This is a genomic window from Sphingomonas sp. BLCC-B65 (assembly GCF_028550675.1).
Classification (GTDB): domain Bacteria; phylum Actinomycetota; class Actinomycetes; order Actinomycetales; family Microbacteriaceae; genus Microbacterium.
In genome coordinates this window covers 1,102,875-1,117,853 of the sequence record NZ_JAQQGL010000001.1, presented here as the reverse complement: position 1 = coordinate 1,117,853, position 14,979 = coordinate 1,102,875, and the positions used below count along the sequence as shown (strand labels likewise).

11 protein-coding genes are annotated in these 14,979 nt (G+C 69.6%); 6 read left to right on the top strand and 5 right to left on the bottom strand.

What is annotated here, in order from left to right; genetic code table 11:
* The 3 genes from PP359_RS05440 to PP359_RS05430 form a co-directional block, all read right to left on the bottom strand.
* Entirely contained in the window at positions 1-1,425 is a 1,425-nt protein-coding gene (locus PP359_RS05440) for a sugar nucleotide-binding protein (RefSeq protein ID WP_499250056.1), read from the bottom strand.
* 4 nt (positions 1,426-1,429) lie between these two features.
* Positions 1,430-2,428 carry a dTDP-glucose 4,6-dehydratase gene (gene rfbB / locus PP359_RS05435; RefSeq protein WP_499250055.1) on the bottom strand — a complete coding sequence of 333 codons (999 nt, stop codon included), beginning with the start codon at positions 2,426-2,428 and terminating at the stop codon, positions 1,430-1,432.
* 78 nt (positions 2,429-2,506) lie between these two features.
* Complete coding sequence (locus PP359_RS05430; protein ID WP_112932589.1) at positions 2,507-3,637, bottom strand: glycosyltransferase family 2 protein; 1,131 nt, start codon at positions 3,635-3,637, stop codon at positions 2,507-2,509.
* Between the two features lie 221 nt (positions 3,638-3,858).
* On the opposite strand from PP359_RS05430, the gene PP359_RS05425 reads away from it, so the two are divergent.
* Positions 3,859-5,823 (top strand): glycosyltransferase family 4 protein, encoded by a 1,965-nt coding sequence (locus PP359_RS05425; RefSeq protein WP_499250054.1) that lies wholly within the window; start codon positions 3,859-3,861, stop codon positions 5,821-5,823.
* Here the strand turns inward: PP359_RS05425 and PP359_RS05420 are convergent.
* Positions 5,797-7,167 (bottom strand): glycosyltransferase family protein, encoded by a 1,371-nt coding sequence (locus PP359_RS05420; RefSeq protein ID WP_499250053.1) that lies wholly within the window; start codon positions 7,165-7,167, stop codon positions 5,797-5,799. The two genes, PP359_RS05425 and PP359_RS05420, sit on opposite strands and share 27 nt — an antisense overlap.
* A gap of 174 nt (positions 7,168-7,341) precedes the next feature.
* Between PP359_RS05420 and PP359_RS05415 the strand changes: the two genes are divergently transcribed.
* The 5 genes from PP359_RS05415 to PP359_RS05395 all read left to right on the top strand — a co-directional run bounded on the left by PP359_RS05415 (position 7,342) and on the right by PP359_RS05395 (position 13,935).
* The gene (locus PP359_RS05415) at positions 7,342-8,994 is read left to right on the top strand and encodes a glycosyltransferase family 2 protein (RefSeq protein WP_499250052.1); all 1,653 of its coding nucleotides are present in this window, start codon (positions 7,342-7,344) and stop codon (positions 8,992-8,994) included.
* An 18-nt stretch (positions 8,995-9,012) separates the two neighbouring features.
* On the top strand, positions 9,013-9,885 hold the full coding sequence (rfbA, locus tag PP359_RS05410; protein ID WP_112932593.1) for a glucose-1-phosphate thymidylyltransferase RfbA: 873 nt from the start codon (positions 9,013-9,015) through the stop codon (positions 9,883-9,885).
* Positions 9,886-9,891: 6 nt separating this feature from the next.
* Complete coding sequence (locus tag PP359_RS05405; protein ID WP_499250051.1) at positions 9,892-11,721, top strand: rhamnan synthesis F family protein; 1,830 nt, start codon at positions 9,892-9,894, stop codon at positions 11,719-11,721.
* 70 nt (positions 11,722-11,791) lie between these two features.
* On the top strand, positions 11,792-12,709 hold the full coding sequence (locus PP359_RS05400; protein ID WP_499250050.1) for an ABC transporter permease: 918 nt from the start codon (positions 11,792-11,794) through the stop codon (positions 12,707-12,709).
* A gap of 5 nt (positions 12,710-12,714) precedes the next feature.
* Positions 12,715-13,935, top strand: coding sequence for an ABC transporter ATP-binding protein (locus tag PP359_RS05395; RefSeq protein WP_499250049.1), 1,221 nt, complete (start codon positions 12,715-12,717; stop codon positions 13,933-13,935).
* Here the strand turns inward: PP359_RS05395 and PP359_RS05390 are convergent.
* Positions 13,916-14,947: a glycosyltransferase family protein gene (locus PP359_RS05390; protein ID WP_499250048.1), complete on the bottom strand. Its 1,032-nt coding sequence runs from the start codon at positions 14,945-14,947 to the stop codon at positions 13,916-13,918. The two genes, PP359_RS05395 and PP359_RS05390, sit on opposite strands and share 20 nt — an antisense overlap.
* Positions 14,948-14,979: the final 32 nt, after the last annotated feature.

Sequence of the window (14,979 nt, the reverse complement as noted above, 5' to 3'; positions counted from 1 at the left end):
TCAGGACCGCCCGCTCGCGTGCCCCAGGTACGCTCCCAGGCTGTCCTCGAACGCCGCGGGAGCCCATCCCGCCGCCGCGATCTTCGACAGATCCAGGACGCTGTTGCGCGGCCGAGGCGCGACGGGAGCCGTCGCGGCGGCGAAGTACTCGTCGGTGGTGACTCCCGTCACGCGTGCCGGATCGTGACCGGTGAGCTCGAAGACCCGCCGGGCGATGCCGGCCCAGGTGGTGGGTTCCCCGCCGCCGGTGAGGTTGTACGTGCCGTATTCCGCGCCGGTGGTGAGGAGGTGCTGGATGCCGGCGGCGATGTCCGCGGTGAACGTGAGACGGCCGGTCTGGTCGCTCACCACCTTCGGGTCGACGCCGCGCGCGGCGAGCGCGGCCATCGTGCGCACGAAGTTGTTGCCGTCGCCGATGACCCAGCTGGTGCGGACGATGTAGTGGCGCGGCACGCCGGACACGATCTGATCGCCCGCCGCCTTGGTCTGTCCGTACACGCCCAGGGGGCAGACGGCGTCGTCCTCGGTGTAGGGGCGATCGAGCGTGCCGTCGAAGACGTAGTCGCTGGAGACGTGGACGAGGGTGATGTCGTTCGCGGCCGCCACGCGGGCGAGGGCGGCGACGGCGGTCGCGTTGGCCGCCCATGCGTCGCGGCGTCCCTCGTCGGTTTCGGCGAGATCGACCTTGGTGTACGCGGCGGCGTTGATGATGACGCTGTAGTCCCGCCAGCGGCGTGCGCTCTCCAGGTCGGGGGCGGTGATGTCCAGGGAGCTCCGGTCGGTGTACTCCACGTGCGGTGCGTCGCCGTACTGGGCGCGGAGGGCTTTGCCGAGCTGCCCGTTGGACCCGATGATGAGGATCTTCTTCGGAGGGATCGGTGTCACCTGTGCGAGGCGGGGGTGGTTCTTGTCCTTCTCGCTGATCTCGACCTGGTCCAGGGGGATGGGCCAGTCGATTCCGGCGGTTTCGTCGGCGAGGTTGAGGAAGGAGTACTCCGCGGTCGGTGACCAGTGATCGTTCACGAGGTACGTGTACGCGGTGTCCGCTTCGAGGGTTTGGTAGGAGTTGCCGACGCCGCGGGGAACGAAGATCGCTTTCGACGGGTCCAGCTCGGTCGTGTACACCGCTCCGAACGTGGGGCCTTCGCGCAGGTCCACCCAGGCGCCGAAGATGCGTCCGGTCGCCACCGAGACCCACTTGTCCCACGGTTCGGCGTGGATGCCGCGGGTGGTGCCGACAGCATCGTTGAAGGAGATGTTGTTCTGCACGGGGCCGAAGTCGGGCAGACCGAGTGCGGTCATCTTCTCCCGCTGCCAGTTCTCCTTGAACCAGCCGCGCGCATCCCCATGCACCGGCAGATCGAACACCACCAGCCCCGGAATCGGGGTTTCGGTGACCGTCAGCTGCTTCCCGTACTCGGTCACCGCGTCACTGCCCCTTCGACGCGTAGAACGCTTCGACGCCGTCCTTCGCCGGCGCCCACCACGCCTCGTTCCGCTGGTACCAGTCGATCGTCGCGGCCAGTCCCGCCTCGAAGTCGCGGTACTGCGGCGTCCAGCCCAGCTCGGTGCGCAGCTTCGTGGAGTCGATCGCGTAGCGCAGGTCGTGGCCGGCACGGTCGGTCACGTGGTCGTAGGCGTCGGCGGGCTGACCCATGAGCTCGAGGATCAGCTCGACGACGGTCTTGTTGTCCTTCTCCCCGTCCGCGCCGATGAGGTACGTCTCGCCGATGACACCCTTGTCGAGGATCGTGAGCACGGCGGAGGAGTGGTCGTCGGCGTGGATCCAGTCGCGCACGTTCTCACCCTTGCCGTACAGCTTCGGACGGATCCCACGGATCACGTTCGTGATCTGGCGCGGGATGAACTTCTCGACGTGCTGGTACGGGCCGTAGTTGTTCGAGCAGTTGCTGATGGTCGCCTGCACGCCGAAGGAGCGCACCCACGCGCGCACGAGGAGGTCGGAACCCGCCTTCGTCGACGAGTACGGCGACGAGGGGTTGTAGGGGGTGTTCTCCGTGAACCGTTCCGGATCATCCAGCTCGAGGTCCCCGTACACCTCATCGGTCGAGATGTGATGCATACGCGTCCCGTGCTTACGCGCGGCCTCCAGCAGCGTGTACGTGCCGATGATGTTGGTGTCCAGGAACGGACGTGGATCGTTCAGGCTGTTGTCGTTGTGCGATTCCGCGGCGTAGTGCACCACCGCATCCGCCCCGGCGAACAGCTCGTCGACCAGCGCCGCATCGGCGATGTCGCCCTCGACGAACGCGAGCCGGTCCTCCGGGAGCCCGTCCAGCGAGGTCCGGTTTCCGGCGTACGTCAGCTTGTCGAGCACGGTGACGTGGTCGTCGGTGTGCGCGATGACGTGGTGGACGAAGTTGGAGCCGATGAAGCCGGCGCCGCCGGTGACGAGGAGCTTTCGCATCAGGTCAGAATACCGGGGCGAACCCGGGGGAACCGTGTACGTCGCACCCGCCGAGCGCACCGCGCGCCGTCTGCGGGGCTAGCGTGCGTGCAGGGCGCCGCTGAGTCGCAGAGCCCATCGGACCAGGCGGCTCCGATGCAGGGCCGTGATCTCGTCGCGTCGTTCCTGCTCGGCTCGGCGGCTCTCGTCCCGTTCCTCGCGCAACCTCGCGACGAGCTCGTCCAGCTCCGCGACGTGGGTGTTCTCGAAGGCGAGACGGTCCAGGGCCTCGCGCCGTTCCCGTTCGAGCCCCAGGACACGGCGATCAACCGGCACCATGCGCATAGCCACCTCTCGCTCGAGGTCGATCGTCTCGGGAGAGAAGAGTTCATCGGGCTCCGGGGAGGGCGTCGCGTCGGCGATCCGGCGGTCCTCGATGAACCACCCCTCCCGGATCCCCTCCGCGAGCGCGTCGGCGGAAGGGTGCCGAGCGATGTACGAGGCGAGCAGAAGCCCGTCCTGCAGACGGCGGTAGTCCCTCATGCCGTGGTGGTTGATGCTCGGGCGCAGGTGCGGAGACGCCTCGTAGGCGCGCCCGGCGTTGCTCACCTTGCGCTCGAACTGGGCCCACGAGCGCCAGGGGAAGTGATACACGCGCAGGCCGCGGCCGGGTTCCAGATCGCCCGCCGGCGGCACGTCGACGAAGTGATTGCCCTGCGCGACGGTGACGTCCTCGCGGGGGACGAAGGCCACGTCGGGTGTCGCGTGCGCGTGGATGCCGAGGGCCTGCATGACCTCGTCGGGGCGCTCATCGCGGTACAGCAGTCGCTGCAGGCCGCTGCCGGCGACCGCCGGCGCCCCCGTCATGTCGATGACGGGCACCTCGAAGGCGCCGATCGCCGGGTCGATCAGCGCGAGCTCCTCGGCGACGGTGCGCGATGCATCCTGCGCGCACACCCAGAACTCGTCGGCGTCCGCGTTGAGGACCCACTGTGCACCGCGGCGGGCCGCTTCGCGCGACATCGCGGTCACGACCTCGTGTTGCTGCTTGAGATGACGCGGGTCGTGCGCGAGCTCGATCCGACCGGCGCGAGCGAACTCCTCCAGGATCTCGGTCGTCCCGTCGACCGATCCGTTGTCGGTGACGAGGAAGAGATCGATTCCCTGCGCCAGGTGGTGCTCGATCATCGCACCGACGATGTCCGCTTCATCGCGGACCATCATTGTCATCGCAATCATTCTGGATCTCTCGGGATAGAGGGGGTCGCTGTCCTCCTACTCTATGGGCGCGCTCTGGATGGGCGCGCTCTGGATGGTCGCGCTCCCCGTGGGCGCGCTCCCGGGCTCCGGGCGCGGATGCCGCCGTCAACGGGCATCCAGTCTTCTCACGCGGACCGCCCGTACACTCGAAGCTGCTGTCTGTCCGGCAGTCTCGAACAGAAGCAGGTGACATGCTCAAGCGGATCACTCGGCGCGCCGTGCGCCTGGTCGCGGATACCCTCGAAACCGTCTCGTCGAAGGTCGGCGCCCTCGCCACCCTCGTCCGTCTGGGGCCCCGTGCCTTCGCCGCGCACCGCCGGAGCCTGCGCGCGTACGTCGCACCGCGCGGAGCGACCTACGCGAACGGAGTGACGACCTCGTTGACCCCCGCGCGGGCGGAGTATTGGCGTCGTTCGAGGTGGAAGCCGACGGTCATCGTCGTCCACGGCCCGGCGGGACCCGGACTGGCGAAGTGGCTCACGGACACGCATCGCGCGCTGCGTTCCCACTTCCTGCTGTCGCCGGAGACGGCCGCGGGGCTGACCGTCGTCCCGCCCGGCGTCGACGTCTCCGGGCGATCGGGGGCTCCGGAGATCGAGCTGGCGGCCATCCTCGACTGGATGCACCGCGAGCACCGGCGATGGGACCTCGTCCTCATCGACGCGCGCGAGGGGCTGCTCTCGGTGCCGACGATCTCGCAGCTCCAGCATGCGGCGCACGAGTACCACCGCGATGGGGAGGTGGGCTTCGTCACACCGGCGTTCTCGTCGCCGGCGGGGCTCGCCGCCGGCTACGAGGTCGACCGGCGCGAGGGTGACGTCCTCCCGCGCTGGACCGGCCCGGCCGACCAGGGAAGCGGTGCCATCCCGCGGTACGTGCTGACGGCCGCCGCGCACGGCTTCTACGCGACGTCGGCGGCCATCGACCGCGTCGACATCGCGGGGCGGCACTTGCGCGGACTCGACCTCGACGCACAGGTCGGCATCCTCGTGCGTCGAGGCTGGTCCGGCAACATCCGCACCCTCTGCCTGTCGTCCACGGCGGTCGAGGTGCGCACGGTGCCCGAACTCACGCTGGTGGGGGAGTCCCGCCGGTGGATCCTCCACCGGGAGGTCCGCGGCGAGGACGGACGCCTGCGCGTGATCTTCGTGCTCAACGCGACGAGCATCAGCGGCGGCATCCGCATCGTCTTCGAGCTGGCCAACGGACTGGCCGACCGCGGGTTCGACGTGGAGATCTGGTCCCTCCAGGAGCACCCGGAGTGGTTCGATCTGCGCGTGCGCGTCGCGACCTACCGCTCGTACGACGACCTCCTGCTGTCGCTGCGCAACGAGGATGCGATCAAGGTCGCGACCTGGTGGGAGACCGCGGACATCGTCTGGTTGGCGACGGCCAACCACGGCGTTCCGGTCTACCTGATCCAGGAGTTCGAGACCTGGTTCTACCCGGACGATCCGGTGGCACGGGCGGCGGTCGTCGCCTCCTACCGACGCGAGATGATCGCCGTCACCGAGGCGACCTATCAGCGTGGGGAGCTCGCCGAGGTCGGCGTCACCGCGACGCTCATCCGAAACGGCTACGACCCCTCGGTCTTCCGCGAACTGCCCGGGTGGCCCCGCGAGAGCGACACCGTGGTCGCGCTGGGACGCTCCTTCTTCCAGAAGAACTTCGCGATGACGGCGCGTGCCTGGCGCTCCCTCCCCGCCCCACGCCCGACCCTCCTCCTGTTCGGCACCGAGCCCGACGTGCTCGTCGACGAGGGTGTCGAGTACGTCGAGCGCCCCAGCGACGCCGAGGTCAACGAGCTCTACAACAGCGCGGCCGTCTTCGTGCAGACGTCGCGGCACGAGGGCTTCTGCCTGCCCATCCTGGAGGCCATGGCGGCCGGGACGCCCGTGGTGACCACGGACTCGCACGGCAACCGGGACTTCTGCATCGACGGGGTCAACTGCGTCATGGTGCCGCAGGACGACGATCGCGCCCTGGCGGAGGCGTTGCGCGCGCTGCTCGCGGACCCCGACGAGCGTGCGCGGCTGGCAAGCGCCGGGCTGGAGACCGCGCAGCGGTACCGGTGGCCGCTGGTGCTCGACGACGTCGCCGACTTCTACCAGCGGGTCGCCGAGGCGGCCTCAGCGGGAGAGCCGTTTGCGGAGTGACCGGTAGAGCGCGCCAAGCGGCGAGCGAGAGACCAGCTCCCGCAGGGCGCTGCGCGGCGCCGGTGCCGGTGGCGTGGCGGTGACCTCCGCGAGGGTCCGCTGCGGCAGCCGCGTCTGCCAGTGGGCCACGGCGTCGATCAGGTCGGAGGTCGTCGACTCCCAACGCCACGTCCCGCGGATGGGGGCGATGTTGGCGCGGATCTGCGCCCGTCGCTGCGGGTCGGCGAGCCGGAGGATCGCGGCTCGTGTCTGCTCGACGTCGCCGTAGCCCACGACCTCGCCCAGGTCGAGCTGATCGATGTAGTCGGCGAACCAGTCGCCTTCGGTGACCAGGCTGGGCAGCGACGCCCAGAAGTGGTCGAGGATGCGGGTGCGGAAGGCGTATCGCGTCTCGAAAGACTCCTTGTGCGCAGAGACCGCGACATCCGCATCGAGCAGGTACCCGGCGCGTTCCGCGGCCGGCACCCAGCCGTCGATGAAGTGCACGCCGTCGTCGAGCACGCCCAGCTCGGCGGCCAGGGTCATGGCCCGCTCGACGTTGCGGGGACGGCCGACGAGAGGGTTCGGATGGGTCGTGCCGTAGAAGACGAGTCGCACCTCGGCATGCTCCTCTCGGACCGCGGCGACGGCCCGGATCGGCGTCTCGGCGTCGAACCAGTCCCAGATGCCGCCGGCCCACAAGAGGATGAGGTCGTCCTCGGCGATCGCGCCCTGCCCGCGCAGCGGGTGCGTCGTCGCGGCGGGTTCGCCGCGCTCCATGCCGAACGGCACGAGGCCGACGATCTCGCCCACGTCGCGACCGTCGAGATTGCTGGGGAGCAGTCCGCCCGACGCCAGCATGTAGCCGATCCAGAAGTCGCGCTGACGCTCGTTCGAGGTGACGAAGTAGCTGCCGGCGGTCATGCAGAGGCGGAAGAAGGAGAGAACGTTGCGGAAGACGTCGTCCATCTGGGGCTGGGTGTCGAAGCCGCCGATGCGGTCGGATCCGATGGCCTCCGCCGGGAGCGCGTTGTAGAGGTCGAAGACGAATCGGCAGCCGGCGGCGACGCCGCGCCGCACGACGTTCTCGTCGGTGATCTGGCAGAAGGCGACGTCGCTGGCCTCCACGAGGGGGACGAGGGCATCGGGGTGGTCGTAGGAGACGATCGCGAACGGTTCGTCCGCGAGGGCGCTGAGCTCGCTCTCCGGCGTGCCGACGGCGAGGGTCACGTCGGCGACGCGCGCGAGCTCCCGCGCGATCGAGACGACGCGGATGCCGGGGCCCGCCATCTGCGTGCCGACGACGTCGGCCGCCACCACCACCATCCGTGGCCGTGCGGGCGTCTCGCGTGCGATGGGTACCATGGAAAACTCCGAAATCATCGAAAAAGAACGCGCCGCCTTATGCCTGACATCCTCAAGAGGATCGCACGTCGTGCCGTCGACGCTCTTCCCCGCAGCGCTCAGGAGCGTGTACGGGAGAAGTGGGCCCGGCGATCATATTCTCTCAACACGGCAGGCGCCGAGCCCAATCCCGGCATGCGGTCCTGGTTCGACGCGCACGGCCGGCCGGTCAGCATCGTCATCCCCAGCTACAACGACCTCCCGCTGCTGCGCGAGGCGCTGCGCAGCATCGAGGAGACCTGCGCGCACGTCGAGTACGAGGTCATCATCGTCGACGACTTCATCGATGCGGAGGTGTCGGCGCAGCTGATGACGCTGGAGAGCGACACGGTGCGCGTGGTGCTGAAGGACCGACGGCGAGGCTTCGCGGGCACGGTGAACGTCGGCATGGAGCTCGCCCGGCACGACATCGTCCTGCTCAACAGCGACATCGTGGCGCAGCCGGGATGGCTCGAGGCGCTGCAGTACAGCGCGTACGAGATCGATCCGCACATCGGGATGGTCAGCCCGAAGCTCGTCTACCCGACCGGTCGCATCCAGTACGCCGGCACCTACTACGCGAGGCTTCTCGCGCCCCAGTGGTTCGGGCACCTCCACGTCGGCGCACCGGCGATGAAGCCGACGGCGAACGTCCCGGGCTACAACCGGTCGATCTCGGGCGCCTGCGTCTACATCACGCGCGACGCGTACGAGCGGGTCGGGCTCCTGGACGACGAGTACTGGCTGGGGTTCGAGGACGTCGACCTGGGGTTGCGTGCGTGGGCGCGCGGGGTGCGGTGCTACTACCAGCCGGCGGCCATGCTCATCCACCACGAGTCGGCGTCGCGCGGGTACAGTCAGGGTCCGCGTGAGCTGGCGTCGATGCGCAGGTTCTGGCGCCGCTGGCAGGCGGACTTCCTGGCGCGGGAGATGTCCGACGAGGCTCCCGTCACGTTCTTGGTGGGCGACGCCACGGAACCCATGTGGCGACGGTATGTGGACGGCCTCGCCGAGCACATCCGAGCGGAAGGCCGGCAGTCGCAGGTGATCGACGTGTCGGAGGATCCCGACGAGGACCTCCTGCGCGACCTCGCGGCGACGCCCGGGGTCGTGGTGGTCTGCGACTGGCGTGCGGCGACCACGGGGTGGCTGGCGGGGACGGCGGGATCCCTGCCGATCTACCTGCTCCCCTCGATCGAGAGCATCGCCTACCCGCACGACCCGGCACGCCAGGCCTCGATCATCGCCGGATACCGGCCAGAGTTCGACTACGTCGCACCCAACCGCTGGACCGCGGCGCAGCTCCAGGCCGAGGCGGCCTGGGAGGTGCGCCGCCGCATCGCTCCCGCCGTCGCCCCCGCCGACCTGGCCGACGCGTCGGACGATCTCATCGTGACCCTCGGCGCCGACCCGGCGACGCGCGCCGCGGTGGATGCGATCGGCCGCGCGACCCATCTGCCGGCCGGGGCCCACATCGACGATGTCCGGGCATTGCGGCCCCGCGCCGTGGTCGATCTGCGGGCACACTCCTCGAGCCTCGAGCCGTTCGCCGGGATGTCGATCGGAGCGGCCTACCTCGCCCCTCAGGACGCGCGGCTCAGTCACGAGGTGCTCGACGGGTACAACGCCCTCACCCATCGTCCCGGCGACCTCGCCCAGCTCGCGTCGTCGCTGCGCGATGTCGTGGCGGACGACGACATCTGGCGCGAACTGCGCGCGAACGGGCACGATTCCGCGGCGCGAGCGGCGCGGGCTGCCCAGCACGGATTCGTCGAAGCGGTGCGATCGTATTCGACGAGCCCCGTCTGATCCACCACAATGGGGGACATGCGTGGCATCATTCTCGCCGGCGGCACGGGATCGCGGCTCCATCCGATCACTCTCGGCATCTCGAAGCAACTCGTGCCGGTCTATGACAAGCCGATGATCTACTACCCGCTCTCGACGCTGATCCTTGCGGGCATCCGCGACATCCTCATCATCACGACGCCGCAGGACGCCGGGCAGTTCCAGCGCCTTCTCGGCGACGGATCACGCTTCGGCGTCTCCATCACCTACACGGCCCAGCCGAGCCCCGACGGTCTGGCGCAGGCGTTCATCCTCGGAGAGGAGCACATCGGCTCCGAGTCGGTGGCTCTCGTGCTCGGCGACAACATCTTCTACGGCCCGGGCATGGGAACGCGACTGCGCCAGTACAGCGAGCTGACCGGCGGGGTCGTCTTCGGGTACTGGGTGGACGACCCGACCGCGTACGGGGTGGTCGAGTTCGACGCCGAAGGCAACGTGGTCTCTCTCGAGGAGAAGCCCGTCGCGCCGAAGAGCAACTATGCGGTGCCCGGACTGTACTTCTACGACAACGACGTGATCGAGATCGCGAAGGGCCTCGCTCCGTCGCCGCGCGGCGAGCTGGAGATCACCGACGTGAACAAGGCGTACCTCGAACGGGAGGCCCTGCGCGTCGAGCTGCTGCCGCGCGGCACCGCGTGGCTCGACACGGGCACCTTCGACTCCCTCAGCGAAGCCACCGATTTCATCCGCACCGTCGAGAAGCGTCAGGGGCTGTCCATCGGGTCGCCCGAAGAGGTCGCCTGGCGGATGGGGTTCCTCTCCGACGACGAGCTGCGCGAGCGGGCCGAGCCTCTCGTCAAGAGCGGCTACGGCGCCTATCTGCTGAAGGTGCTCGAGCAGGGAGCGCGCTGAGCCCCGGTGTCTGCCGACACGCGTGACCCCCTGACCGCGACACCGGCGCCGCGCCGCGCCGTCGTGTACGCGACGGCCTGCCGCAAGGGGCGCGTCCACGACTACGCGCTGTACGCGCTGGAACGGCTGAGACACGAGGCGGAGATCCTCGTGGTCGTGCTGGACGGGGCCTCCGACGACCTCTCGCGGGCACGGGTGGCCGCCGTCGCCGATGAGGTGGTGCTCTGCGACGACCCCACGGCGACCGCGTCCGCCTTCGCGGACGGGATCGCGCGCGTGGGGGATCGGCTGGACGACGTCGACGAGCTCGTGCTGACCGACGATTCGTGGTTCGGCCCGGTGACGCCCCTCGCGGACGTGTTCGCGCGGATGGCATCGCGCCCGGCCGACTACTGGACGATGACCGACGTGGATCGAGCCCCCCGCGACCTCGAGGGCGTCCGCCCGCCGGAATGGATCGTCCTGCGTCCGGCGGTGCTGTCCTCGCCGTTCTGGCGGCGGCGGGCGGGCGTGCCGGGCGTCGACGGGGTGTCGGCGACCGCGGCCTGGGCGGACGAGCTCCGTGCCGCCGGCTTCTCGGGCGATGTCGCCTTTCCGTCGGCCCGGCGCCGGGCCGACGGCGAGCAGGAGGGCGTCGTGTTCTCTCCCGCGGCTCGTCTCGCGGCGGGCTGTCCGCTCCTGGCGCGGTCGGTGTTCGGCGCGCCGCCGGAGGACCTGGCGCGCCACGGGGTGATCGGGCGTGAGCTGCTCGTCCAGGCGGCGCGTGCCGGTTACCCGGTCGATCTCGTGTGGCCCGCGCTGGTCACGAGCGTCGCCCCCCGGGTCCTGTCCACCAATGCGGCGCTGTTCGAGGTCCTCGGGCACGGCGGAGAGGGGTACGACGAGACGCGGCCGATGCGCATCCTGGTGGCCATGCACGTGTACTACCCCGACAGGGCCCCCGAGCTGATGGCGTACGCCCAGCGCCTGCCGGCCGGGTTCGACGTCATCGTGACGACACCCGACGAGGAGCGGGCGGGTCGCATCCGTCAGGTGCTGGGAGTCACCGAGGGCGCGGCGCAGGTCGAGGTGCGCGTCGTCGACTCCAACGACGGTCGTGACCAGAGCGCCTTCCTGATCGGATGCCGAGAGGAGCTCCGGGCAGACCGCTACGACCTGGTCGTCAAGCTGCACTCCAAGGCGTCGCCCCAGGACGATCCCGGCGTCGCGCGGCACTTCCGCGATCAGCTGCTCGAGAACCTCCTGCCGTCGCGCGGCTACGCCGCGGAGCTCGTCGCACTCTTCCAGCGCGAGAGGACGCTCGGCATCGTCCACCCCCCGATGGTCCACCTCGGCTACCCGACGATGGGTCATGCGTGGTGGGCGAACCGTGACGGCGCGGCGCGCCTCTGCGCCACGCTCGGCATCGACGTGCCCCTGGACGAGGGGTCCCCGATCGCCCCGTACGGGTCGATGTTCGTCGCACGCCCGGACGCACTGCGTCCGCTCGTGGACCATGCCTGGCACTACGCCGATTTCGGCGGGGCCGAGGCGTACGTCGACGGCGGGCTGGCGCACGTGCTGGAGCGGCTGCCCGTCCTGGCGGCCGCGGAGCGCGGCTACCATGCACGCGCCGTCGCGACGCCGGCATACACGGCGATCAGTCACACCGCGATCGAGTACCGCCTGGACGCGCTCTCGTCGTCGCTGCCGCCGGACGGCGGCGAGGCGATCGCCTACCTGCGGTCGGTCGGCCCCGTGGGCTCGGGACGCTGGCGCGACTTCGCCCGCATGTACCTCCGACGGCATCACCCGCGCGCGGCCGCGCGGCTGCGCCGCTGGGGGATGCCGGTCTGACGCCGTCGCCGTCGCGACCCCGGGCGATCGGTGTCCGGAGCGCGACGGCGGCTCGCGTAGAATCTCAAGGATGTCTCAGTCCTCGGATTCTGCGACCGCGCGATACGACCGCCTGGAGCGGACTCCGATGCGGACGATCGGCGCGGCCTCCGGTTTCGGCCTCCGGCGCACGTGGTCGTCGCTACGCGACCTGCTCGGGCACCGCGAGATGCTGGGCCTGCTGGTGCGCCGTGACCTGAAGTCGCGCTACAAGGACTCCACGCTCGGCTTCTTCTGGTCGCTGGCGCGCCCGCTGCTGCAGCTGGCGATCTACTTCATCGTGGTGGGCCAGTTCCTGCAGGCGGCGCGCGGGATCCCCGATTTCGCCGTGTACATCTTCGCCGGACTCACGGCGATCGGTCTGTTCACCGAGATCACGGTGGGCGCCACGGGCTCGATCCTGGGCAACTCGGGCCTCGTGAAGAAGGTCTACGTGCCGCGCGAGGTGTTCCCGCTCGCAAGCGTGGGATCGGCGCTGTTCAACTTCGGCATCCAGCTCGTGGTGCTGATCGTCGCGACCTTCGTCATCGGCAAGCCGCCGGTGCACCTCCAGCTGCTCTACTTCTTCCCCGCGCTGGCCTTGATCGTGGTGTTCGGCACCGCCCTCGGGCTGCTGTTCAGCGCCCTGAACGTGTACCTGCGAGACGTGCAGTACCTGGTCGAGCTGGGCACGATGCTGCTGTTCTGGGCGAGCCCGGTCGTCTACAGCTGGCAGATGGTGAGCTCGAGCATCCATTCGCCGCTCCTGCTGGATGTCTACACCAGCAACCCGCTGACTCTCGCGGTCATCGGCTTCCAGCACGCCTTTTGGGTCGCGGGGGACGGCGTCCCTCAGCCCGACGGGCTCCTGCTGCGCATGGCGGTCGCGCTGGTGGTCGGGCTGGCCCTGCTCTTCGTCAGCCACCGCGTGTTCCTGCGGTTGCAGGGCAACTTCGCCCAGGAGATGTGAACAAGATGTCGTCAGTCGTCGATACGCCCGTCGTGGTCCGGGTTGCCGGGGTGTCCAAACGCTTCACGGTCCGCAAGGACTCGTCGATCAAGGAGCGCATCGTCACGCTCGGTCGGGCGGGACGGCGTCACCGCGAGGACTTCTGGGCGCTGCGCGATGTCAGTCTCGACATCCACGCCGGGACGACGATCGGTCTCATCGGGCACAACGGTTCGGGCAAGAGCACGCTGCTCAAGGTCATCGGCGGGATTATCGACCCGACGGCGGGCGAGGTGAGCCAGCGGGGACGTCTGGCGGCGCTGCTCGAGCTCGGCGCCGGTTTCCACCCCGATCTGACCGGTAGGGAGAACGTCTACCTCAACGCGTCGGTGCTCGGCCTCAGCAGGGAGGAGACGGACGAGAAGTTCGACGACATCGTCCAGTTCTCCGGCATCGCCGACTTCATCGACACCCAGGTGAAGTTCTACTCGTCCGGCATGTACGTGCGGCTCGCGTTCGCGGTGGCGGTGCACACCGATCCCGACATCCTCCTCGTCGACGAGGTGCTCGCCGTCGGCGACGAGGCCTTCCAGCGCAAGTGCCTCGACAAGATCCGCAGCTTCCAGGAGCAGGGGCGGACCATCATCATCGTCAGCCATTCCCTCGGGCAGATCACGGAGCTGTGCGATCGAGCGGTGCTGCTGAACCGTGGCGAGATCGTCTACGACGGCGACCCGCCGGGTGCCGTGGCCGCGTTCCGCGACATCCTCGAGACCCGCCGCCTCGCGGAGCGCAGCGAGACGGAGGAGCCGGCGACGCCGGAGGGCGTCGTCGTCGGCACCCAGGCCGTCGTCGTGGGTGCGGCCCCCGGCAGCCCGCTGCGATTCGGCGGCGACCTGGAGATCACCGCACACGTGCGTTCGACCGATCGGCTCGAGGACTGGCTGTGCGCCATCCAGATCGACAACACCCTCGGTCAGAAGGTGATGGGCACCGACACGCGCCGGTTGGGCATGGAGCTGCCCCCGCTGCGGGGCGACGCCTCGGTGACCTTCGTCCTGAAGGGGACCACCTTCGGCGAGGGCAAGTACTTCGTCAACACGTCTTTCATGGACTCCGCCAGCCGGCACATCCACGATCTGCCCCAGGCGGCGAGTTTCGACGCGGAACCCTACGCGCGCACCACTGGTGTGCTCCGTGTCGACGACGCGGCCGTGCAGGTGCGATTCAACGCCGACGAGCAGTGATCGCGGCGGCGCGCGCCGCCGCGATCAGCGTGCGGGCGCGCGCATCGAAGGAGTGCCGTTCGCGGACCCGCCGGGTCAGGGCGAGCCGCTCCGACTCCGACGGCCAGCCTTCGCCGCGCAGCAGCGCCTCGAGCTCTTGCCTCGTCGTGTACGACTGAACCAGCCCTCCGAAGACCTCCTCGGCCCCGGGCACGCGGTCGGAGATGATCCGCGCGCCGACGAATGCGGCGTCGAACAGGCGGTTCGAGACGAACCCGTGGGCGCGCATGTCCTCCCAGTGATCGTTGAGCACGATGCCGGCGCTCCGATAGGCGGCCGGCACCCGGGCGAACTCGAGGTGGTCGGCGCGGATATAGAAGGAGTCGACGAACTCCTCCCAGTTGTGCCCGTAGATCGCGACCTTCGCTCCGGCCGCGATCGCATCCCGGATCACCGGCCTTTCCACTCCGCGGGTCGTGCCGACGAACACGACCTCTTCGCGCAGGTCGGGATCGGGCGGTCCGGGCTGGAACCGGCGCGGCGACGACGCCTGGAGGAGGGGCTCGGCCCCCCAGCTCGCGCTGCGCGCATAGGAGTCGCTGGCGACGAAGACGCGGTCCCAGGGGAGGGCGATCTCCTCGTCCGCGACGTCGTCCGGGTGGCTGATGACCCACAGCAGGTTGATCGACGCGGGCTCCGGGGCGATACGGTGGAGGCCGCGGAGCACGAGGGTGACGTCGGCGGGTGCCTGCGCGGGTGCGCCGAGGCGGTCGATGCGCACGTTCTGCCCCGCGGCGCTCAGCGCCTCGGCCAGATCGGCGGCGAACGCCATGTCGCCCCAGCGTGCGGCGCTTGCGTCGTCGGGAGCGCTGATCTTGATGGCCCAGGTCATGGTCCCCGCCTCGAAGCGCCGGAGGCGTGCCGTCCGGGCGCGCCACCGCCGCACCGTGCCGACCGGGTCGGTGACGAGGCGTCTCGCGCGACCGGCGAAGCTCGACGCGCGGGATCGGGCCGGGGGACCGTCCGTACTCATCCCCCGATGATAAGGCGGTCGCTCGCGGCATC